The sequence below is a fragment of the Collinsella sp. zg1085 genome, from assembly GCF_018889955.1.
GTDB lineage: Bacteria > Actinomycetota > Coriobacteriia > Coriobacteriales > Coriobacteriaceae > Collinsella.
The window spans coordinates 415,912-438,845 of the sequence record NZ_CP076545.1 but is presented as its reverse complement, the minus strand read 5'-3'; the positions used below and the strand labels follow the sequence as shown (position 1 = coordinate 438,845).

Annotated in this window: 16 protein-coding genes and 1 pseudogene; 2 read left to right on the top strand and 15 right to left on the bottom strand. The window is 48.4% G+C overall.

Features of this window, described 5'->3' with window-relative positions; translation table 11 throughout:
• Window positions 1-132: 132 nt before the first annotated feature.
• From KPC83_RS01765 to KPC83_RS01750, 4 genes are all read right to left on the bottom strand, one after another.
• Complete coding sequence (locus tag KPC83_RS01765) at window positions 133-3,849, bottom strand: UvrD-helicase domain-containing protein (protein ID WP_216278872.1); 3,717 nt, start codon at window positions 3,847-3,849, stop codon at window positions 133-135.
• Between the two features lie 5 nt (window positions 3,850-3,854).
• A complete protein-coding gene (locus KPC83_RS01760) occupies window positions 3,855-6,884 on the bottom strand; it encodes a PD-(D/E)XK nuclease family protein (protein WP_216278871.1) in 3,030 nt (1,009 codons plus the stop codon).
• 236 nt (window positions 6,885-7,120) lie between these two features.
• On the bottom strand, window positions 7,121-7,432 hold the full coding sequence (locus KPC83_RS01755; protein ID WP_253200974.1) for a YerC/YecD family TrpR-related protein: 312 nt from the start codon (window positions 7,430-7,432) through the stop codon (window positions 7,121-7,123).
• Window positions 7,433-7,543: 111 nt separating this feature from the next.
• The gene (locus KPC83_RS01750; RefSeq protein ID WP_216278870.1) at window positions 7,544-8,692 is read right to left on the bottom strand and encodes an FAD:protein FMN transferase; all 1,149 of its coding nucleotides are present in this window, start codon (window positions 8,690-8,692) and stop codon (window positions 7,544-7,546) included.
• Between the two features lie 190 nt (window positions 8,693-8,882).
• Here KPC83_RS01750 and KPC83_RS01745 point away from each other — a divergent pair, with 190 nt between their 5' ends.
• Together KPC83_RS01745 and KPC83_RS01740 are read left to right on the top strand one after the other, a co-directional pair.
• A complete protein-coding gene (locus tag KPC83_RS01745) occupies window positions 8,883-9,260 on the top strand; it encodes a phage holin family protein (RefSeq protein WP_216278869.1) in 378 nt (125 codons plus the stop codon).
• A 134-nt stretch (window positions 9,261-9,394) separates the two neighbouring features.
• On the top strand, window positions 9,395-9,763 hold the full coding sequence (locus tag KPC83_RS01740) for a hypothetical protein (RefSeq protein ID WP_216278868.1): 369 nt from the start codon (window positions 9,395-9,397) through the stop codon (window positions 9,761-9,763).
• 36 nt (window positions 9,764-9,799) lie between these two features.
• Here KPC83_RS01740 and KPC83_RS01735 read toward each other — a convergent pair whose 3' ends face one another.
• The 11 genes and pseudogenes from KPC83_RS01735 to fusA form a co-directional block, all read right to left on the bottom strand.
• Entirely contained in the window at window positions 9,800-10,219 is a 420-nt protein-coding gene (locus KPC83_RS01735) for a peptide deformylase (protein ID WP_216278867.1), read from the bottom strand.
• 44 nt (window positions 10,220-10,263) lie between these two features.
• A complete protein-coding gene (locus KPC83_RS01730; RefSeq protein ID WP_253200972.1) occupies window positions 10,264-11,115 on the bottom strand; it encodes a class I SAM-dependent methyltransferase in 852 nt (283 codons plus the stop codon).
• 87 nt (window positions 11,116-11,202) lie between these two features.
• Window positions 11,203-12,009 carry a DNA/RNA non-specific endonuclease gene (locus KPC83_RS01725; RefSeq protein WP_216278866.1) on the bottom strand — a complete coding sequence of 269 codons (807 nt, stop codon included), beginning with the start codon at window positions 12,007-12,009 and terminating at the stop codon, window positions 11,203-11,205.
• Between the two features lie 3 nt (window positions 12,010-12,012).
• Window positions 12,013-12,807 carry an ABC transporter ATP-binding protein gene (locus KPC83_RS01720; protein ID WP_216278865.1) on the bottom strand — a complete coding sequence of 265 codons (795 nt, stop codon included), beginning with the start codon at window positions 12,805-12,807 and terminating at the stop codon, window positions 12,013-12,015.
• Window positions 12,800-13,726: an ABC transporter permease gene (locus KPC83_RS01715; RefSeq protein WP_216278864.1), complete on the bottom strand. Its 927-nt coding sequence runs from the start codon at window positions 13,724-13,726 to the stop codon at window positions 12,800-12,802. Before KPC83_RS01715 ends, KPC83_RS01720 begins: the two co-directional genes overlap by 8 nt.
• Before the next feature lie 24 nt (window positions 13,727-13,750).
• Window positions 13,751-14,740, bottom strand: coding sequence for an ABC transporter substrate-binding protein (locus tag KPC83_RS01710; RefSeq protein WP_216278863.1), 990 nt, complete (start codon window positions 14,738-14,740; stop codon window positions 13,751-13,753).
• A 118-nt stretch (window positions 14,741-14,858) separates the two neighbouring features.
• Entirely contained in the window at window positions 14,859-15,857 is a 999-nt protein-coding gene (locus KPC83_RS01705) for an ABC transporter substrate-binding protein (protein WP_371819270.1), read from the bottom strand.
• 221 nt (window positions 15,858-16,078) lie between these two features.
• The gene (locus KPC83_RS01700) at window positions 16,079-16,609 is read right to left on the bottom strand and encodes a YbaN family protein (protein ID WP_216278862.1); all 531 of its coding nucleotides are present in this window, start codon (window positions 16,607-16,609) and stop codon (window positions 16,079-16,081) included.
• 2,316 nt (window positions 16,610-18,925) lie between these two features.
• A pseudogene (locus tag KPC83_RS01695) lies at window positions 18,926-20,043 on the bottom strand (IS1249 family transposase).
• A gap of 431 nt (window positions 20,044-20,474) precedes the next feature.
• Window positions 20,475-20,783, bottom strand: a complete 309-nt coding sequence (gene rpsJ, locus KPC83_RS01690) for a 30S ribosomal protein S10 (protein WP_072414490.1) — start codon at window positions 20,781-20,783, stop codon at window positions 20,475-20,477.
• A gap of 42 nt (window positions 20,784-20,825) precedes the next feature.
• The gene (gene fusA / locus KPC83_RS01685; protein WP_216278861.1) at window positions 20,826-22,934 is read right to left on the bottom strand and encodes an elongation factor G; all 2,109 of its coding nucleotides are present in this window, start codon (window positions 22,932-22,934) and stop codon (window positions 20,826-20,828) included.

Sequence of the window (22,934 nt, the reverse complement as noted above, 5' to 3'; positions counted from 1 at the left end):
TCCTTGCTTGTTTCTTTCATATATTCAGCTAGCTATACTAGCTAAACCGTACGCCCGTTCAAGCCATGTATTTCTGTGTGACGGAAGCGTAAGGCTCAAACCATGCTGACTACACCAGAATTTAATGCACTCTTATGATTTACGTTGGTAGATAACAAGCTCAGGTTCGGCAGGTTTGGCAGCGTCAGGTATTTCAACACGCACAAATATCAACTTGATATGTGTATAGCCCATTTGTGCAAGGGCATCGGCATATACCTCAGCCTGTAAGTGATGCTTTTTTTGCAGCTCATCGGGTGTTTCTTGAGCTAACCCACCGGTTTTATAGTCAATAACCAGCGCGCGCGTAGGACGTGCAGGGTCAGTACAGAGCAAATCGATTGCACCTTCAACAAAGGCTCCATACTTTTGCGCATATGCTGGGTTTCCTGCCACATAAAAGGGAACCTCAGCACGCAGCTCAGGCCACTGACGCACTTCTGCACGCACTGTTGAGCACTCCCATCGCTTTAATGCTACTCTTAAGCGCTCGATTTGTTGTTCAGAACATTTCCAAAGACGAGCAAATGCATCGAGCCGATTAGCTGGGACATGTTCGGCTTCTGTTTCAACCAACCATTGTGCTGCCACATGAAAGGCAGAACCCAAGGCAGTAGGGTCTTCTTGATTGCTCTTGAAATGCGGGGTATAGACGCTATCACCTGTAACAATCTCCATCTGTGCATGGCTGCTTGGAGCTTGTTCGGCATCAAGGGAATCCGTATGAGCGAAATAGGAATCTAGGGTATTTGCATCAAAACCGGATGCAGATTGGTGAGCCGCGAGCGCGCTATCTTCATCAACAGCCGCATGATTTCGTGCTAACAAGCTATAGCTGTATGACGAACGCGCATAGGAGTGCTGCATGACAAGCCGATAATGAACATCGTCAGGCTCAACAAGTGTAAAGCTATCCAGCTCAGTGTCTTTCGTGTTATGGGCTAGGCTGTTATGCGCCCGTTCAGTCGAAGTCTCTCCATCATTAGCCATGGCCTCCTCAGCACAACATGCTTCATCATTGTTGATAGGTAGCGTTGGCGTGTAGGTTTTATCCTGATAGCTGAGCTCGCTCAACACCATAAGCTCAAAGCTTCCCGGCAAGCCCTCTTCGCAAAGGTTATCAACATCGAGGTTTTCAGACCCATCAGGCAAGATGCGCTCAAGAATACGATGCGTAAGGTCATAGTCATCTGAAAAATTAAGTGTAGTTGAGCGTGCTGAGGCTGGTGCCGCCTCAAGACCAAGAATACAAAGTTCCTGTGCGCGTGTCATCGCAACATATAGCAGGCGTTTTTTCTCTTCAAGCTCAGCTTTGCGCTCAGCCTCACCATAGTTTAACCAAGCGTATGCGGGTGAGCTTGTTGCACAAGCGTCCTCCGCTGTTTCAAGATTTAGGTCCGCAGAAGAAGCACCTATGAGCTTTGTAAACTGTTTTTTGTGGTCGGTGGCACTCATCCGGGTACCGTCAGCGAGCTGTACATCGGCATAGCGCTGCGGAAGGGCAACTACTCGCAAGATACCGTCATCCCCGCGTTGCCAGCGCACGCGATTAGCCCCATGACGTATGCGATAGCACTCAGCAACTGCCACAATAGGAAACTCAAGACCCTTACTTGCATGAACCGTCATAATGCGCACAGCATTATTATTGTCCTCATTCAGTGCTCCCGGAGGCTCTTTTGCTGCAAGGTAGTTTTGAAAAGCAAGGTTAAGCTCACGAGCGCCCTGGTGGCCTTGCGCCTCGAGCTCGATAAGTATATCGAGAGCCTTATATATATTGGCTGCAATCGCGCGACCTGCTACCCCTTGAACTTCAAGTCTCATAAACCAGCCGCTACCTCGTATAACATCTCGAACAATATGAGACAACTTGTCTTTTCCTACACGAGAGCGTGCAGAACGCAGCACCTGACGAGCGCGCTTTAGCAAGGCAAGCTTATCAAGCCCTGGAGCATCATCATCGCTCATAAGACCAACATCAATATTTCGCCTGCTTACAGCCCCTGTCACGCTATCAATTGCAGTTGCAAGTGCCATAAACTCCTCAGCGCCAAGAGCAAACATAGGAGAGGATAAAAGCGGCATAAGACCAGGGGCGGTGTCGTGAGGATTTGCCAAAAAAGTCAAAAGTGCGGCGATGCTTTTCACCTCAGGAGCTTCTGCAAAAACCGAACCTCCCGTGATTACGCATCCAAGACCAACTGAGCGTACTGCCTCGGCATATATAGCCGCGTTGCTCATTCTGCCAAGTAGAATAACCATATCTTTGACTGGTTGACCTGCATCAGCCAAAGCCTTAAAGCGGCGGGCTATTCCTATTGCCACAGCTTGTGTACGTGCCTTGGAATCGCCCCCGAGCACTAGAAACGCCTGCCGCCGCAAAGCATGGGGAACCTTTAGCAGATTAGTACGCAGCTCATGTGGCTTAAGGTCTAAAAAGCCTGGCATCATGCCACCACAAGCATCATTAAAAATGCTCGAAACATAGCTCAATACCTGCTCGTGGCTCCGGAAATTTTTGACAAGTTTAACTATTTTTCCGGGCACTACATCAGATGCCGCATGAGGCGCGCTCTCCAGCGGCTCGTGTGATACAAAGCTAGCGTTTGTGCCTTGAGCGGAGCTTGGAGAATCTCCTCCCCCCATTTTTCGCTCAGCACGTTGAAACACCTCAACCTCAGCACCTCGGAAACGATAAATTGACTGCTGAGCATCGCCTACCGTACACAAACGCTCTGGATGTCCATCAAGAATCAAATTGATGAGGTCAATTTGATTTTGTGCCGTATCCTGAAACTCATCAATCATGACCATCTTAAAGCGCTCGCTATATTGAGCACGAATTTCAGGGTTTTCGCGCAAGGCGCGTGTTGCTAAGCGAAGAAGGTCACCGTAATCGAGTAAGGACTGCTCTTGCTTAAGACGGGTATAGCACTCAAACGTAAGGCGCGTAAGTTCAAGCAAAGCCTCAGGCACCTGATGTTCTAAGGCGAGATACGCTGAAACAAAACAATCAGCGCGCACCGCTTTGAGTTGAGCCACGTCCTCTGCACTAAAGGTGCCACCTTTTTTTGGTACAGAGCACTCACGCAAACAGCTCATCAAATCTGGCAAGCTTTGCTTGCTTGATGCAAACTCATCAAGCGCCGCTAACGCCAAACGAGCCTTTTCAGCGCTCCCTTTTGCCGCATAGGCAAGCGCCTCATGATAGGCTTGCTGCAAGGGAGCCATATCAACCTGAGCGGGTATTAACTCAATGTCAGCAAAGCCCCCCGGCAGACGACTTGCCATATCCATAAGCTGGTCAAGTATGTTTTGTATCGTTTGACCTTGATATGTTCCCTCTTGCTCTAAGGTATACCAAAACATAGCCTTTTTAAGCGCATCTGGTCGCTCAGCAATCACATACTCAATTGCCTGGTTGCGCAAATCTTCCGTGTCTGGTGAAACAGAAAAATCTGGGTCGATGCCAAGCTCAAGGGCATGATTGCGCAAAATACGCGCACACATACCATCAATTGTTGAAATCCAGGCATTGTCAACAGCAAGTGCTGCATCCGCCATTCCCGCCTCAATGAGCGCCGAGCGCACACGCTCTCTAATCTCAGCAGCTGCATCACGCGTAAAGGTAATGGCCATAAGCTCATCGAGCGAGCGTAGTGTAGGTCCAGACTCCTGCGAAAGCGCCCAAAGAATACGACGCGTCAACGTGAATGTTTTACCTGAACCAGCACCTGCCGACACAAAGAGAGGCTGAGCGAGCGTGGTCACAATTTCTTGCTGTTCAGGCTCTAAATTGCTTAAGTCCATCTGCGTTATGCATCCCTTCGTGTGAAACCCAAACCATGCAAACTATACTGAGAGGTGCAGCCCTCTTCTGGCTCATGAATGTGGCCAGCACTCATCTCATCGAGTCGTTTTTCAATAACGCTCTCAACATGATTAAGTAACTGCTCAAAACTCATAGTTCCTTGCTGCGCAGTGTGCGGAAATCCCATGGTCACATGCGGTACATGCCCGTCTCCGGGTTCTTGCTCACAGAGTTCATCGGCAAGCGCACCGCAAAATCCTGGCTCCTGGTCTTTTGTGCAGAAATATAAGGCTCCTTTTGGCACTACGCCAAGCTTGGCATCTTGCAAGGCTTTGGCATAGATAAGTGTTTGCGTATGCTCAGGTAACCACTCTGGATTGTCGCTGAGCAGGCTCGAGTCACCCGATTGAACAACTGTAGGGTCTTGCACAGCAAACTGACGAGGGTTTTTGCGATGCTTATAATCAATAACCACCGCTCGCCCTTGCTCATCAACATCAACGCGGTCAATACGCCCGCCCAGCGGACGTCCGGCGTAGTTAACCTTAAATTTATTAAAAGAAAACTCAAGGTAGGTGGGTATAAAACCCAGCAATGTTTTAGCCTCTGCATAAAGCACCTGCTTAAGTGCCTCATAAGTCTCGTCAATCTGTACAGCATCTCGCTCAGAATGCGGAATAAGCGCCGCTGAGCTTGAAGTCTTGCCAACTCTATGCTCTAACACGACACACTCAAACGTCTTTTTCAATATATTTTGTGCCTGCTCAAGCGTCTGAGTTGTCACGCGCTCAATACCTTGTTCCAGCAGCTCTTTATGGAAGCGATACAACACATCATGTACTAAATTTCCAAGCTCCATATTGCCAAAACCCGCATCAAGCGAGCTGGGACGAATGCGGTCCGAAACAAACCAGCACAAAGGACAACGCAGGTAGTTTTCAATTTGAGACGCAGAGAGCTGACGCGGAATAAGCGGGGCGGGCATATCTGAGGGGTAATCGGGGTCTGGGCATGTGAGAACCAGATACGGCACTGCTGCGCTCGATAAAACTTGTGGATCCTGGCAGCTTACCTGCCTCTGTTGTGGCAAGCAGTTTTCATACATATCCTGCGCAATAGCATTCTCGCCTATGCGCTTATACAAAAACTCAAATCCCGCAGCCTCGGCTGTGCGCCGACAGACAGTCTCAAGCTCAGTCCAGACCGCAGCTGGATATTGGGTTTTTGCCTGCCCCGTATGGCTCACTCGGCAGAGTATAGGTGTTGAACGTGCAATGCGCAGTATGCGCGCAAACTGGCTTCGCATGCGAGCAATAGGCTCAAGCTGCAAACTAGCAAGACCAAGATGCAGTGCATAGCTATGCTCAGGACCTTCAGCGCGCGCCAGCGAATACGCCTGTATATCCATATCACAGCAAATCAGAGCATCAAAACTCTCTGGCTCTTGAGCGGCTGCAATGCTAGGTGTCAATATGCTTACATGCGCGATGGGGTTTTTAACCTCGGAATGAGCCGCGAGCATACTGGTAAGTCCTTCGAGCGCCATATATGCTACCTGCTGGCTTATGCCTAGCTCGCGAGCCTCATGACCAATAAGCTCGCAAGCTCTCTTGAGCAATTTGATTTCAGAGCTTAAACGCAACTGACCATCAACGCTGCCACAGGCCGCTGACGTGCATGTTTGAGCCGATGTTAACATGCTCTTGAGTGCTGCAAGTAGTTTATTATCTTCAAGATGACGCACTACATCGGCACACACAACCGCAATGGGATGTGTGTCTCCTGCCACATCTGCTCGATTCTGCGCATCTTTTTCAGCGCGACCCTGAATACTTTGAAGCATACGCATAACATCATCAGGGCTTACATGGCGCGACTGCCGCATACGCTTATCAAACTGCCAAGCATGCCAACTACTAGCACCTGACAAAGGACAAGAAAGCCAATCGGTAAGTTCGTGAGCAGGCCACCACTGATATGCTTGTAACAGATTGTCTCCTGCTGCTCGCATTCGCTCTATGCAATCAGTTAGCTGAAACAGGTGATGCCCGCTCCATGAACGCTCAAATGTTTGGAAATAACTTCCCTCAAGCATGATATTTCGACGCGCAAGCGCCTCAGCTAAGCGCTCAAAGGCCACCTGTGAACGAGGAGTTACCAGTGCTATGCGTTTTGCACCTGCAGCACATGCTGCTTCTATCTGCTCAACTACTACCCGAGTTTCTGCATGAGGGCCTAAAATTTCTACAAAGCTTAGGCGCTGCTGACTAGCTTGATTAAGTAACGAACATGACGCTGGTGATGGTACAAGTGTTGATGCGTCAAATGAAAACTTACCTGCTGACAAGCCTTCTAACGCCTGTATCAAACGCGGCGCGTCAGCAGCAAGGTCAACATCAAGCCACCAGCTCACAGGCATACACTCTGCAGCATATGCCAAAAGCTTAAGAACTGCTGCTGGCATGCTCGAAACACGATATACCACCACTGCCTCGCGCGGGCACTCACCAGACATCGAGTTCATTACACTACTGAGCTTGTGCGCCGCAGCAGCGCCCTCAATCAAGTTTCGCTGATTGAGAGCACCCTCATATATCTGCACAAGCTCAAAAACTTTTTGCTCGGCAAGTGTGAGTGACGCCTGTTGAGGTATGTCTGACAAACCCGCCGTATCTGCAGCAATACGTGCTAGTAAATGCCCAGTACCAGCAGTTTGCGTAAGCGGATGCACGTCATCTGCATGAGCATCCATGAGCACCTGCGTCATCACAAGCTGCCGTGCGATAGGACTAACCAAACTTCGCCCGTCGCCCCAGAGATTCCACCATGTCTCCACCCACGCATCAGGGCTTAGCACATCGATGCCCAGGCCAAGACCCGCACGCGCTAAGGCCACTCGCATGGTGTCGCGCTCCGCATTATTGCTTACCAGCATTGATACACGACCGTGAACATCAAGCAATGTCTGTAAATGACTCACAAGTTCGGCGCATAGCGGTACCGGACTATCAAAACAATGAAGCAAGAAGGCCACCAATCCCCCTTAAAACGTTTGCATTTTTATATGGTACACGTTTGCCTGGACACAACGTGATTGCAACACGAGGCAGTTCAACACAAACATACGCTTAGCAATTGAGCGTGCAAGAACAATTCTGCAAGCGATGCAGCCCGCGCCACCCAATTTGTCCTATAGCAAATTCAGTTTTAGGATTTTGACGCCCTAAGCAAAAGCATGTTTCAACGCAATCAAGGTGTTTTAATGCCTGTTTATCCCTGCTCGTGCAGCTGGTCGTTCAAACGAATCAACACGTTTCGATAACCGCCCCAGGTGCCATTAAGAGCCTTTGATACGCGACTAACCGTTGTTGATGAGGCTCCAGTGTGTGCCTGAGCCTCTACATAGGGCTTGCCATCATCAAGCACGCGCGCAACTTCGAGCCGCTGAGCTAAGTCAGTAATTTCACGCGGGGTACAAAGGTCAACTAAAAACGCACGTACTTCTTCTTTAGATTTGAGTAATAAAAATGACTCCACCAGCTGATCAACATCTTCACGCATGAACATCGTTTCAAAATCCACGAGAGTCACCTTCCAACGCATATAGTATGTGATAGTCCGCTCTTATCCTCATGCGGCCACAAACCAATCCGGTTTGCCCAGTGTAGCACACTGGGGTGCTCAAAGTAGATACTAGCCTGAGTAAACAGATGGTAATATTTGTATTTTTCCCGCTAGTCCCGAGGTATAGAGCACTTCGTTGCGCTTAGTAATAAGCACTGCCTCAATGCCAGAGCGAGCCTCACAAAAAGCAAGCCCTGCGCAAGCGCCCAACATAAGTACCGTGGTTGAATATCCATCACCATCAAGGGGATAGTCGGCCACAATACTTGCACTTGCAAGGTCTGTATCTGCTGGCATACCTGTTTGCGGATTAAGAATATGATGATAGAACACACCGCCACGCATAAATGATCGCTCATGGATTCCACTCGTTGCAACAGAACCTTTTGTCATGGACAACACTGCTCGATGTTTGTCTGGGTTACGCGGGTCAACAATTCCTATACGCCAAGGTTCTATAAGGCTTTCTCCTGTATGGGGCTGTGTAGACTGATTGGTTTCGCGCTCACAAGGACGCCCTCCGCGCACAACAACATTTCCCCCAAGGTTGAGCACATAACGATGTATGCCGCGAGACGGCAGCAGCCGATGGAGATACGCCGCACAAGCTCCTTTTGCAATACCACCTAAATCAAGCACGGTATCTGGGTCGGTAATACAAAGCTGAGCGTGATTATGACTGAGCAGCTGCACACAAACCTTGTCCATACCCACATGTTCGCGTGCTTGTGCGAGCTTGTATTTTGGGGGAACATGACCAGTATGAAAGTCCCACAGCTGAGTCATAGTCCCCATGGTGAGGTCGAAGCGCCCTTCACTTTCATTCACATACTGCCGGGCTTGCTCGATAAGCTGCGCGGTTTGCATATGGACATCAATCCATGCCGGCGCATGGATATGCGCACGTGCGACATCAGAATCGATTCGTGTGCGCGAGAGAAGCAGTTCTTGCTGCGCCAAATACGCGGCTATTTCGTGGAGCACAGCGTGAAATGCCGTAGGCGGGACAGATGTATCGGTGTTCTCCCTATCGTTGTTCTCCCTATCGTTGTTTTCTCCACCTGGATACACATACACCTGTATCAGCGTATTAAAGCAATGCATACGCAATTGAGCGCCCTGATGCTCGCAATCGTGTATTACATATAAAAACATACGCTCAGCAGCTGCGTCCATCTTTATGTGAGTAGCGCGAGGAGGTTGGCGCAGGTAGCTCATGGTGCATGGCTCCTCTGGTTGCTGCCCAGAGCACGCCATGCCAGCAGAGTTTGAGCTTTTTGCCGTCTTTTGAATGTCGTATTGCAAATTCAGCAGCCTCATCTTCCTACGTGTATCTCGCAAAACCTGATGGGTATACTAGAATCGTTGACTTATTGTTACTACACCATCGATTGAATTTGAGCTTGTCATGAAATTTCTTCTCAAAACCCTTCTCACTGCCATTGCCGTTGCAATTGCAAGCAATCTTATTCCTGGTATTGCACCTTATGGAGCTGAGCCGTGGCTCGCGTTTTTGATGGCCAGCCTAAGCCTTGGCTTTGTCAATGCACTGATTAAACCTGTTGTAACACTTATCTCTATACCAGCAACTATTGTAACGCTCGGCATTTTCCAACTTGTTGTTAACACCTTTATGTTTGAACTTGCCAGCTGGATTTCGGTTCATGTTATTGGTGCAGGCATCATTATCTCAAGTTTTGGCTCAGCCTTTATAGCGGCGATTGTTGTCAGTTTTATCTCAGGTATTCTCAACAGCCTTGCAAACCCAAGCCGCTCGCTGCGATAAAAATGAGGGGCTGTCTCGAGGCATACGTATTGAAGTTTCCCAATTTGGGACTTCTGTGGGCTCTGGTGGAATCAGCTGGACACTACCTAGTGTCTCAATAGGATTCTCAATCTAATTAAACGAAAGGGTGTCACATGGAAGAACTCTATTCTGGATATAAATGGGTTAATCATTTTGACTGGGAGTTATCCGGTAAAAATGAGCACTATAACATTAACTTTAAGCAAATATGCCCAGAAGATGTTCTTCCTCTTATTGGTGTTATTTTACAAATTCAAGCTCAAAAGGATATCGAAAACAGCTTGGTTGATATAGATGAATCCATATCAACCAAGCTCTGTAAAGTCATCGAAGATGCTGTAATTTCAATAGAAACCTTACAAAAAATAACAGATGCTCCCAAAGAGACTATTTTAGAAATCATGCGTGGAGAACAAAAGCAGTACGAGTATTCTTACGGTCTTGTGACACTCTTGTTGCTTATCGAAAAGCTTGCGGATTAAGATAGATTGACTGGTTGCAACCCCCCTATCCTCATTCTAAATATATTTACCGTTACAGTGATCAATCATGTGTTGAATCATCTGAGCAGTAAAACCAGCAAATTCACGACGGCGATGCACAAGCTCGCCATCAACAAGCGCATCAAAATCTACCTTGATTTTAATATGGCGAACAGCAGTGCTTTCGCCTTCGCGCGTTAAGCATGCCTCGACCACACGATTAGGACCTAAACCAAAAACTAATTTGGGATTAAGCATGACCCGGTACGCTCCCTTTTCATCTTCATATGCAAAAAGTGCGTGCGGCACACCTAGCTGATTTGCTGCCAAACAGCCAGCATCTTCAAGCGAAGCAAGCGTCTCAATCAAATCAGCCGCCAACTCGGCATCTTCTGCTGTTGCAGGCTCACAGGGCATGCTTAACAGCGCCTCATCGCGTATCAATTCACGAATCATGTCAATCCTTTCTGAAGTAAACCGCAGCTATTGTACCTGAGCTTTTAGAGCGCCAATACATCAAAACGCACAGCCTTACCACGGATGCTATAACTCGCGCGCCTACCACCCAAATATTCTGCCTTGAGAGGACGCTTAATAACAATCTTGCTTGGTTGCGCCGCAAGAGCAGCCTCAAGTAAGCGTTCTTCATCAAGAGCCGGCGGTTCAAGCTCATGAAGCAGTTGAAATTTTTTCTTTACTGCTGCAGATTTGGTGCGCGTAGGAAACATAGGGTCGAGATAGATAACCGATACATGCCGAGCTGCACCTTCAGCTTGACTCATCTGTTCCACACTATCACCTTGTATGAGATGCATACGCGCACAAATTGATGCAAGACGCTCATCTTGCTGTGCGCGCTGTAAGGCATCCATCAGGAGCTCCGCAATAATGACATCGCGCTCACAAAGCCATACCTCGGCTCCTGCCGCTGCAAGCAAAAAGGCGTCCTCACCAAGACCAGCTGTAGCATCAAAAACTTGCCAGCTTTGTGTGCCCTTTATACGAGCCGCCTTTATGAGCATCTCGTGCGCAAGCTTATGCGGTGCAATGCGTGGCAGCAAACATGCAAAATCTTGCCGAAGCTCCATGCCGCGCGCACAGAGTGTTAAGCCCTGTGCATCTAATCTGAGATACGGCTCAGGACGCATGTTATGGGACGTACCATCAGGCGCAGCAGAAAGATTGCAAGGATTCATGTGGTAAGGCGTGCCATCAAGCGTGCCATCAAGCGTGCCATCAAGCGTGCCATCGCACGGTGTACACAGCTCATCAAGTGCAAACAGTGATAGAGAGCAACGTGCAGCGAGCTCATCAGCTGCTGCTGTGCACGCCCGCTCAAAACGCAACTCCATGAACTCCTCTTTTCTCATAGATAACTACAGCAAACAATGTATATCTTTATTGCTTGCATAAATCCTTGTTAACGCGCAAGCATAAGCTTACTCAGAATGCGTGCGCTTACTGTCACCGTTTGCATAATCTATCTCAATGCCTGGCTGCACATTGTAACAATAGACATGAAATTGAACCTGAGCTCCCCCATCATCTAAAGACAATGCCTCCATTTCAACGCCACGCGCTACCAGCTCATCACCAACAAAGACAGGCGTAACACGCAGAGCAACCCGACCACCCGTCTCATGTACATAGCGAGCAACCTGCTGTTCATAGGGCAACATACCTTCGGTATTGAGATACCGTGTACCCGTCATAAGATTTTGCGCGTTATCGTTTTCGCCAGTCAGCTGATACCCCAGCAAATGACAGCGATTATACAAATAATGGTCTTCAATCAGGTCGTCATAGCGCACGGTATGCCAACCTGTGGGTCGAATATGAGCAATGCTCCCGCGTGGTTTTGTTGGCAACGCAGCCGGACTAACCACCGCACAAGCAACACCCACCCGACCAAGCTCATCAAGTGGCGCATACAACTCATAGGCATCAAGGTCTTTAAAATCTGATATATCAAAGCTTGGTTTATTGTTATGTAGCGCCACTGAGGGAGTGCCATCGTAGGCGGGAAGCTCCTCAGGATTAAGCTGAGATAACAGCTTATATATCGGCTCTGTGGTTTGCCTCAATATGGCGGCGGGCATTGGTGCTTCATGAAGAAATGGAAGCACAAACTGACCCGCTGCCGAAACAACAAGCGCCAGCAATGCCGCAGCGCCTGTTAGGCGTGCGCGTAAAAACACACGTCGTGTAGCACGATGAAAACTCGGGCGAAACACTCGCCTTTTCATATGTTAGCCAAGCAACATACGATCGTTGGCAAACTCATCCCCGGCCGCTTCTTCAAATTTCTGAAGCAAATCACTCACCGTTAGCGCCGCTTTTTCCTCACCCGATACGTCATAAATAATATGACCCTCGTGCATCATAATGAGGCGATTGCCCAGACGAATTGCATCAGCCATATTGTGCGTCACCATAAGGGTAGTAAGTTTGCGCTCTCCCACAATCTGCTGCGTCAAATCAAGCACTTTGGCTGCAGTTTTAGGGTCTAGGGCAGCTGTATGCTCATCAAGCAGCAACACCCGTGGATCGGTGAGCGTTGCCATAAGCAGAGTAAGAGCTTGACGCTGACCGCCTGATAACAAACCTACTTTTGCACGCATACGCGTTTCAAGACCAAGCCCAAGCCGAGCAAGTAGTTTGGGATATTCAGCGCGCTCATCAGCAGAGATGCCCCATGCAAGACCACGATGCTTGCCGCGTCGTGCCGCAAGCGCTAGGTTTTCTTCAATCCACATGTCAGCTGCCGTGCCTCGCATAGGGTCTTGGAAAACCCGACCCAAATATTTTGCGCGAGCGGGCTCAGAAAGACGAGAAATATCATGCCCATCAAGCATAATGGTGCCTGAATCAATGGGGTACACGCCAGCAATCATATTGAGCAGTGTTGATTTGCCTGCTCCATTGCCACCAATGACGGTTACAAAATCGCCATCTGCCAACTCAAGGTCTACGCCGGTTAATGCACGCTTTTCTGTTACTGTTCCCTTATTAAAGGTCTTTTTGACCCGTGAGAGCTTAAGCATCTGCCTCATCTCCTGCCGAGTAACGTGAGCGCAGCTGATACTTTTCCCATACCACCGGCACGCAAAGTGCCAGTGCAACAATAATTGCCGACAGAAGCTTCATATCGTTGGCGTCCATGCCCATTTGTAAAACGATTGCCCGGATAAGAAAATACACGACCGAGCCAACTAATGCCGAGGTCAAACGTGCGGCAAAGCTTGCGGTAAAACGTGCAGGAAGTAAACGAGCAAGCACCTCGCCAATAACAATAGCGGCAAGACCAATAACAATAGCTCCGGTTCCCATGCCAATATCAGCATACTTCTGACTCTCACAAATAAGACCACCCGAAAGCCCAACCAGCGCATTTGATAAGGTTAGGGCAATAAGCTTAGTCTTTTTTGTATTAACGCCTAGAGCGCGAATCATGTCCTCATTGTCACCGGTTGCACGCAACGCGCTTCCAAGTTCGGTACCAAAAAACCAGTACAATATACCAATGACAGCAACGGCCACGAGCAGTCCAAAGAGTGCAGAGATAGTGCTTTGCGGCAAACCAGTCAAAGCCGAGAGGCGGCTAAAGATGGTTTCGTTTGCCAGAATAGGCGTATTAGACTTGCCCATAACGCGCAAGTTAATAGACCAGAGCGAAATCTGTGTAAGAATGCCCGCAAGAATTGCCGGTATCTCAAAAATGGTATGCAAAAAGCCCGTAAGCGCGCCTGCAACAGCGCCCGCAAACGTAGCTGCAAGAAGCGCAAGTGCAGGGTCAATTCCAAAGCCCACAATCAAAACTGCCGCCACACAGCCGCCTAAGGCAAAACTTCCATCAACCGTTAGGTCAGGAATATCCAGCAATTTATAGGTGATAAACACACCAAGCACCATGATGCCCCAGAGAATTCCCTGGGACACAGCGCCTTGCAAGGCAAGCAGCATCTGCTCCTCCTCGTACTACTCGTACTACGCAGTCAAGCCTGATACGTCAACGCCAAGCGCAGCAGCAGTTTTTTCGTTAACGACAATCTTGAGTTCGGACGCTTTCATGGTCTCAATTGGCATGGTGGCAGGCTTAGTTCCTTTAGTCAGAATTTCTACTGCCATCTCACCTGCACGCCGACCAAGCTCTTCATAATTGATGGACAGCGAAAACAGACCGCCAGCCGTAACCTGCGCCTCTTCGCCGCAGATGACTGGAATCTTAGCATCAAGTGCAATTTGAGCAACCTGAGCCATGCTTGACGAGATGGTGTTATCGGTTGGGGCGTAGAGTGCGTCAACTTCTGACACAGCCGTCTCAACCATCGACTGAATCTCAACAGAGCTGGCAACGCTATATTGCTTTGCCTCAAGACCCAAACGGTCAAGCTCTTCTTCTGCAAGACGCACCTGTACCGATGAATTTGCCTCAGCAGAACAGTACAGAATACCAACCTTGCGCGCATTGGGAAGAACCTTATGCAGAAGCTCAAGTTGCTCAGCAACAGGCGTCAAATCTGAGGTGCCGGTTACATTGGTGTTTGGCTTCTCATTATTCTTCACCAAGCCCGACTCAGCAAAGTCTGTGATAGCTGTGCCAACGATAGGAATCTCTGTTGTTGTTGCAGCAACAGCTTGTGCAGCAGGGGTAGCAATAGCAAAGATGAGGTCATCGTTGTCGCTTACAAGCTTTGCAGCAATAGTTTGGCAAGCCGAAAGATCATTTTGCGCGTTTTGCTGATCGGCGGTATAGCTAATTCCCGATGCGTCAAGAGCTGCAATAAAGCCTTTGTTTGCAGAATCAAGAGCCGCGTGCTCAGTGAGCTGTAAAACACCAATCTTATAACTCGTTGAAGGCGCAGCTGAGCCTGCTGGCGTAGAAGTTGAGCTACAAGCCGTAAGCCCTAGACCCGCAATAAGAGCGCCGCCTGTTGACATCAAAGCTGAGCGCCGCGAGAGAAGCATGTCTTTCATGCACGTGCCTTTCTATAATCCATACTGCAATCCATACGTTTACCTACAAAACGAAGCCTTAGTTTTGCGGTTTCTCTTTCACTCATGCGCCCAGGCAAAAGTGAACACAAACCGTAAGCTAAACCGTTATATCTGCCGTAATACCCGAGAGGTCAACGCCAATTGCCTTAGCAACCGCAGCATTAACGATGAGCTTGCACTCTGACTTGCTCAAGGTCTCGATAGGCATATCGGCAGGCTTTGCCTCGCCTTTCAGAATCTTAACTGCCATCTCACCGGCTTTATAGCCAAGATCCTCGTAGTTGATTGAGTAGCTTATCATACCACCGTCTTCAACCATCGTATCGCAGCCAACCACCGTAGGAAGCTTGTTTTCTTGGGCAACCATAGCAACGGTTGACATACCAGCAGCAATGGTATTGTCGGTAGGAGCATACAGGGCGTCAACTTTGCCAATCATCGACTCCACAACCTGCTGAATCTCGTTTGAACTTGAAACGGTATAGCGACTATGGGTAAGACCTGCTGCGTCAAGGGCTTTTTCCGCCATCTCAATTTGAATAAGTGAATTTGCCTCAGCCGTGCAGTATAAGAGTCCCACATGGCGAGCTTGCGGCAGCACCTTAACCAGCAAATCAATCTGGTCGGAAACGGGAGTGAGGTCTGAGCTGCCAGTTACATTGCCACCGGGTCGCTCGTTGCTTTGCACTAAGCTCGCGCCAGCGAAATCCGTAATAGAAGTTCCAACAATAGGAATATCAGTTGTGGCTGACGCAACAGCCTGTGCGGCTGGCGTTGCGATAGCAAAGATAAGGTCGTCACCATCACCAACCAACTTTGATGCAATGGTTTGGCAAGCAGATTGATCGCCTTGAGCATTTTGCTGGTCAATGGTGTAACTAATACCAGCTTTATCAAGTGCTGCCACAAATCCCTTATTTGACGCATCAAGTGCCGCGTGCTCAACCAGCTGCAAAACACCAATCTTATAGCTTGTTTTTCCAGCCTCAGCACCCCCGGCACAGCCCGCAAGGCCAAGACCGGCAAGCGTGGCAAAACCTGCAGCCGCCATCGATAAGGCTCGGCGGCGTGAAATAGAAATGGTATGGTCCATCATAAAAGAACCCTTTCTAGCACATAGTAGTAAATAGTGAGTTTACCGCGATTGCATGGCTCACCGATACGTTTAATATGCTATGAGGGGCTTTTTTACCTGATAGTTACAATCAGTAATGTTCTCAAATAAGCGTGCTGCTTTGATGTGTTGTAACCGTGATGACAGCCAAGTTTAGTATTCATAAAGTTGGAATATCGAAAATCTAACCCCTATGAACGCTTCTACTTGAAGATACGATGGTTTGATGCACGCTTCGCTTTTGCAGCTTGTTTAAAGGCTTTACGTTGCTTCTTGCGCTCAATATCCTCGGGCGTGGGAACCGTCTTTTTTATAAGCCCAAAGAACACAAGATGCAAAAACCATACGATGCCAATAATGACCTGTAAAGTTGGAAAGGGGCGGGCAACATAAAACCCGATGCCCATAAGAATGGTAATAGAAGCAAGAATTTCAAGTTTTTTACGCCATGTGAGGCCACGATTATTGAGATAGTTTTCTTGCATCATTCGATTTAGCTTGGTATCTTGAAACCAAGCTTCCAAGCGACCAGTACTACGAGCAAAACAAAACGCGGCGAGAATAATAAATGGCGTGGTAGGAAGCAGTGGCAAAACGGCACCTGCTGCGCCGAGCAAAAAGGCAATAAAACCAACAATTCCCCAGATAACGCGAGTAAGTCTACTGCGTCTGGAAAGTGGGGTAAGTTTAGAAACGTCTATGTCAGTTGCCTCTTGTGCTGAGTTATCGCTCATGCAGCTCCTTGCTTTGGTTTACGTATCCTTAATGATTATAAATATCATACAGGAAGATATACGCCGCTGCTTGTTTCCTGAAGGCAGAGTGTGGGGTAAGCCAACTGTGCCTATCGTTTGATTTGTACTCTTGTTGGATGGCATAGTCTTCACATCGTCTAAGCTGGGCGAATAGTTCGTAAGCATACGGGGTGGCAGAGACTTTTGCTTCACCGATTGGACGAGTGATTTGCACGTCTCTGAGGTGGCATAGTCTTTTCACGAGAACTGCGCTTCGCGAAAGTTCCCTTAGAAAAGCTATGCCACCCTCATGTTGCCGCGCTATCTCATCTGCTTTGTACTGTAGTTCTGTCTCAACTGGGCGAATGATTGTGCTCTCCGAATGTGCTCCGCAGAATTCTCCGAACGCAATCATTCGCTCTTTCCTTACAGTAAATGCCAAATGAACATTCGGAAGTCAGCTCACCTCACACCCGCCATACAACGATAGCAGCACATTCCCACACCCCGCCATGCGCAAGCAGCACGTATAGGATGAAAGGGGTTGGGTTGGAGCTTTTACGGGACAAAGAAATACACTCCTCGGATAGAATGCACCCCTCGAAAGACTGCCTAGAAACGTAAGCTCAGCTAAACTGCTTGCTTCACGACTTGCAAGAGACCAAGGTATTGCATTCTACAAATGTGCTGCGCAAAATTCTCCGAACGCAATACCTTGGTCTTTCGGCTGCTTACTATGCTTGAAGAAAACTGCATTTCAATAAAGCTGTGGCCCGAGAGCACTTCTCTCCTGTGTGGATAGATTTCAAAACACCGCCAACTTGGTTGAGTGTTTTTGACAGAAACGGGCAATTTGGCAGTAAAACCTGACAAAAACAGGCAATATGGCAATAAACCCCCTATAGCATGAAAAATTGCACTTCATCTACCAGCAGGTTTACAAAACAACAAATAACCCACGGGGGTTCTACACTGCCAAATTGCCCGTTTCTGTCAAAAGAGGGTTGGGCTAGCACTGCCGCCAAACACAAAAACTAGGGTAGAGAACAAAACTGGACTACCGAGCGTGTGTTACATCTCTCGGCATACGTCATAGCTGAAGCCGCAACAACCGAGCTTAACTTGACACCGCACACTACCCGCAACTTGTGCATTGACGAAAACAAATGTACCTGAGAATCAAACAAAACCTCTGACCTGCGCTTTGGCAAAAATGACATATTTGACGCAAAAACCTGTCATTTTTGACTAATTTGACATAAAGAGACAATTGTCGCTTTACATGCGGCTTATCTACCTGCTGCTTTGTATGACAAATACTAACCCGCTGGGTTATAGAGAGTACTTTTTCGTCATTTTTGCCAAAGCGACAGGTGTAACTTAACTATGTAGCAAGAGTGCTAGCACTTGATACAGCGTAATAGTACTGCCATTACGTTTTGCGATGTAATGTCGCTACGCTGCGGCAACATACGAGATACAACCTTGGTACGCTGCGGCAACATTCCGACGTTATGGGAAGCTGCAGGGATTCTTGGAGCAAACAATGTTCCTACGAAATTACGAAAACGCAGAAGCTCGTGAAGTAAATCAGTCTAATGTACGATTTTCTTGACCAGGGTCAAGTACACTCCACTACAGTAAAGTGTCTTTCCTGCGGAAATGCTGAAAATCTTGCTTGTACAGACCCCTATACTCGGGACACAGATAAAAATCTGTACACTAGAACGATTTGCTTACAGAAAACCTAAGTTATTTCAATTTCGTAAAGCTATCTCAAGGTATTCCAACACTGCAATTCATTACGGCACGTTCCGAAATAGTACAGCTAATGCACTAAACACCAACTACCATCACATCAATAAGTTACACCTGTCGCTTTACGTCAAATTCGTCAAAAATGACAGATTTTTGTGTCAAATTAGTCATTTTTGCCAACGCGCTAAGCGCATATTTACCGAGAAAAAGGTATCACGCGCACTCGATGCTCCGGTTTTGTCCACTACCCTAATTTTAGTGTTTGAAGCCAGCGCTAGTCCAACCCTTTTTGACAGAAATGGGCAATTTGGCAGTGTAGAACCCCCGTGGGTTATTCGTTATTTTATAAACCTGCAGGTAGATGCGTTGCAGTTTTTCTTGCTATAGGGGGTTTATTGCCAGATTGGCTCTTTTTGTCAGGTTTTACTGCCATATTGCCCATTTCTGTCAGGTTTTACTGCCATATTGCCCATTTCTGTCAGGTTTTACTGCCAAATTGCCCATTTCTGTCAAAACAGGCTTATAGGACAAAAAGTGTGTCTGAATAGAACATATGTGCTAGTCCAGCCAGAAGGGATAGGGCTCCTTGTGATGGAGCTCTTCCCATACTGTTCTATCTCCCCATTCAGGTCCTCCATCTGTTCGTTTTGGCTGAGTGGAATAGGTCTTATAAAGAAAATCTATATCGCTGTCCTTCGGCATAGATGTGAGAATCTCCTTTGCAGATAGCGGGTTTTTAGTATGCAGATAACACCACCAAAAGACTGCTTTCACTCTCCGTATGCGTGACATCCCTCGATGGTTTCTGAGCATGTCTCTGAGAAGAGCGTTTACTCCTCCCTCAATGGCTTATTGGTTCTTGGAAGCGGCCCTGTTTGAATAAGTGCTGGGTCCAGGTAGGTAAAAAGCGTGCCTTGATTCATAAGGCGCGAGAGGGTGGACCGTGCTTTGCGCAGACGTTCATGTGTAAACACACGTTTCCCATTGATATAGGAAACTTCCTCTAAAAAGTCAGCCCAAAACTCACACCATGCAAGGTATTTCTCACTCCACCAGTTAACGTGATACAAGGTATCAAGATGCATAAGCTCAATTGCAAGCGCGTAGAGCTCGCGTTCTGCCTGAAGTTTCGGTCTTGCGGTGGTGTATCTTCTCACCTGCGAGAACACATGGAACAAGCAGCGCTGTATGCGTGTATGAGGCCATATGTGGCGCACTGCTAAAGCAAAGCCTGTCCCACCATCACATACAACTACGTCAGGAGCCGGAATAGACAATATCAGCGCCTCCCATGCTCTGGTGATCTCAGCTTGAGCCATATACCAAGAGACAACATAGCGACCATCATGCGCGATTAACACCACTAGATTTCGAGCAAGCCATATACCATCGACATAGAGCACTCGATAGAGCTCACTACTTGGCTTCGGTTGAGGCCACACATGCCAAAACTCAGAGACCTTCCTTCTAAAGCTTCTTCCTTGACCTGGCATAGAAGCTTGTGTTTCCTTTGAGGTAAGCCATGAGAAAAACTCCTTGAGACGAGCCGCTGTATTGTCATAGCAAATCGTGGTGGACGCATCACACTCCTTACAGCGCCAGCGCGGTGTACCCGCACTCGTCTTACCATTTCGTTTCATAGGCGAGCTGCAAGTGGGGCACTTGACCGCTTTCATCCGAATCCTCCAACCAAATGGATTTAACGGTCTTATTTTCTAGGGTTTACCTGCAAAAACAAGCATATATTAGACACACGTTTTGTCCGAGTGATTAAATTTACCTATCAAATTTAAAACGAGAAAAAAGGAGTGCTGACCTGCGTCAACACTCCAAAATCAGACACACTTTTTGTCCTATAAGCCTATGTTTGTTGTTGAAAGCAAAGAGGACGAATAGGCACAGTATTATAAATCGTAAGCCATTCAACTGAGCGTATAGCAACTAAGGCTATACAACAGCAAATACGGTCTGTAGGCATATCGCCCACAGACCGTATTTATTACCACAAACGTGCTCAAAGCGCTTGAATAGACAAACACTCAATCCCAGCACGCGTAATCATTCGCGCAGCGCCATCAATAAGAGCCCTGCACTGCATCAAACAAGCTTAGAGCTTAATCTCGATGTCAACACCTGCTGGCAAGTCAAGACGCATAAGCGAATCAACCGTTCCAGAGGTGGGGTCAAGAATATCGATAAGACGCTTGTGTGTACGCATCTCAAACTGCTCGCGGGAGTCCTTATTCACATGCGGCGAGCGAATAACCGTATACAGGTTGCGCTCGGTAGGCAGAGGAATGGGACCTGAAACGCGGGCACCGGTCTTTTGAGCGGTATCAACGATGAGCTTCGCGGACTGGTCTACAACCTCATGGTCGTAGCCCTTCAGGCGAATGCGAATCTTCTGGCTAGACAACGTTACCTCCAAGTAAGAGAACTGAGCTGTGATGAAGCGACCTTACGCCTTGCCGCCAGCCTTGCTAACAACTTCTTCAGTAACCGACTTAGGAGCCGGCTCGTAAGAATCAAACTGCATGGTGTACGAGGCGCGGCCCTGAGTCTGGGAACGAAGGTCGGTTGCATAGCCGAACATCTCGCCCAAAGGAACCTTAGCGCGGATAACCTTATTGCCGGAACGGTCATCCATGCCCTCAATCTTGCCACGACGGCCTGAGAGGTTGCCCATAACGTCACCCATGTACTGCTCAGGGGTTTCAACCTCAACAGCCATGACCGGCTCAAGCAGAATAGGATCGGACTTCTTGAGAGCATCCTTGATGGCCATAGAACCAGCAATCTTAAATGCCGCCTCTGAGGAGTCAACCTCGTGGTATGAACCATCAAACAGGGTAACCTTAACATCGATGACCGGATAACCAGCAATAACACCAGTATTAAGTGCTTCCTGAATACCCTTATCGATGGAAGGGATGTACTCCTTTGGCACAACGCCGCCAACGATACCGTTGACAAACTCGTAGCCAAATCCCTCTTCCATCTTTTCGAGCTTGATGACGGCGTGACCGTACTGACCACGACCACCAGACTGACGAACAAACTTGCCCTCAGCCTTCTCGACATCATGACCCGGAGCCTCACGATAAGCAACCTGAGGCTTACCAACGTTAGCGTCTACCTTAAACTCACGAAGCAGACGGTCAACAATAATCTCAAGGTGCAGCTCGCCCATACCAGCAATAATGGTCTGGCCGGTCTCATGATTGGTGTGAACCTGGAACGTGGGGTCTTCCTCAGCAAGCTTGGTAAGCGCAATGCTCATCTTGTCTTGCTCGGCCTTGGTCTTAGGCTCAATAGCAATGTCGATAACTGGATCAGGGAACTCCATAGACTCAAGAATAATCTCAGAGCCCTCAGCGCAGAGCGTGTCACCGGTTGTGGTGTTCTTAAAGCCTACCGCAGCGAGGATGTCGCCGGTCTCGCAAGAATCCTGGTCGATACGCTCGTTTGCGTTCATCTCAAGAATACGACCCAGACGCTCACGCTGGCCAGTTGTAGCATTTACCACATAGGAGCCAGCGGTAGCCTTACCGGAATATACGCGGAAGAAGGTGAGCTTACCTACGAAGGGGTCAGTTGATACCTTAAATGCAAGCGCAGAAAACGGTGCGTCATTAGACGGCTCGCGGCTTGCCGACTCACCAGTCTTGGGGTCTGTACCCTCAACAGCCGTAACATCAAGAGGGCTGGGGAGATAATCGACAACAGCGTCAAGAAGCTCCTGAACACCCTTGTTCTTGTAAGCAGAACCTACGAGAACTGGGTTAAGCTCATTTGCAAGAACGCCTTTGCGAATAGCAGCCTTAAGAACGTCTACGCTAATCTCTTCGTCCTCAAGTACGAGCATCATCAATTCGTCATCAAACTCAGCAGCAGCGTCTAACAGCTCAGCGCGCTTCTCAGCAACAATATCAGCAAACTCGGCAGGAATCTCATCGAGTGGCTCAGGATAGGTCATGCCCTTATCGTCGGGCTTGAAGTCCCAAGCGGTCAGGGTAACAAGGTCAACAATGCCCCAGAATTGATCCTCTGAGCCCATGGGAACCTGAATAGCAACAGCTTTAGCGTTCAGGCGCTCCTTCATGGTCTCGATAGCGTGGAAGAAATCTGCTCCCACGCGGTCAAACTTGTTGATGAAGGCAATACGCGGTACGCCAAAGTTGCGCGCTTGGCGCCACACGGTTTCGGACTGCGGCTGAACTCCAGCAACAGCGTCAAATACCGCAACAGCACCATCGAGAACACGCAGCGAACGCTCTACCTCAGCGGTAAAGTCTACGTGGCCCGGCGTGTCAATAATCTGAATACGGTAATCACGGTTGTCTTTTTTCCAGAAGCAGGTGGTTGCAGCGGACTGAATGGTTACGCCGCGCTCCTGCTCCTGCACCATGAAGTCCATGGTAGCAGCACCCTCGTGTACCTCACCAATCTTGTGCGTTTTACCTGTGTAATACAGGATACGCTCGGTGGTTGTAGTTTTACCGGCGTCGATGTGAGCCATGATGCCGATGTTACGGGTATCCTTCAGGTTGTACTTGGTTTTAGCCAT

Excerpts from the sequence above, each read along its gene's own strand:
- KPC83_RS01765 (WP_216278872.1), bottom strand. The coding sequence starts at position 3,849 with ATGGACTTAAGCAATTTAGAGCCTGAACAGCAAGAAATTGTGACCACG.
- KPC83_RS01720 (WP_216278865.1), bottom strand. The coding sequence starts at position 12,807 with ATGCTTAAGCTCTCACGGGTCAAAAAGACCTTTAATAAGGGAACAGTA.
- KPC83_RS01725 (WP_216278866.1), bottom strand. The coding sequence starts at position 12,009 with ATGAAAAGGCGAGTGTTTCGCCCGAGTTTTCATCGTGCTACACGACGT.
- fusA (WP_216278861.1), bottom strand. The coding sequence starts at position 22,934 with ATGGCTAAAACCAAGTACAACCTGAAGGATACCCGTAACATCGGCATC.
- KPC83_RS01700 (WP_216278862.1), bottom strand. The coding sequence starts at position 16,609 with ATGAGCGATAACTCAGCACAAGAGGCAACTGACATAGACGTTTCTAAA.
- KPC83_RS01730 (WP_253200972.1), bottom strand. The coding sequence starts at position 11,115 with ATGGAGTTGCGTTTTGAGCGGGCGTGCACAGCAGCAGCTGATGAGCTC.
- KPC83_RS01735 (WP_216278867.1), bottom strand. The coding sequence starts at position 10,219 with ATGATTCGTGAATTGATACGCGATGAGGCGCTGTTAAGCATGCCCTGT.
- KPC83_RS01750 (WP_216278870.1), bottom strand. The coding sequence starts at position 8,692 with ATGAGCTACCTGCGCCAACCTCCTCGCGCTACTCACATAAAGATGGAC.
- KPC83_RS01745 (WP_216278869.1), top strand. The coding sequence starts at position 8,883 with ATGAAATTTCTTCTCAAAACCCTTCTCACTGCCATTGCCGTTGCAATT.
- KPC83_RS01705 (WP_371819270.1), bottom strand. The coding sequence starts at position 15,857 with ATGATGGACCATACCATTTCTATTTCACGCCGCCGAGCCTTATCGATG.
- KPC83_RS01740 (WP_216278868.1), top strand. The coding sequence starts at position 9,395 with ATGGAAGAACTCTATTCTGGATATAAATGGGTTAATCATTTTGACTGG.
- KPC83_RS01715 (WP_216278864.1), bottom strand. The coding sequence starts at position 13,726 with ATGCTGCTTGCCTTGCAAGGCGCTGTGTCCCAGGGAATTCTCTGGGGC.
- KPC83_RS01710 (WP_216278863.1), bottom strand. The coding sequence starts at position 14,740 with ATGAAAGACATGCTTCTCTCGCGGCGCTCAGCTTTGATGTCAACAGGC.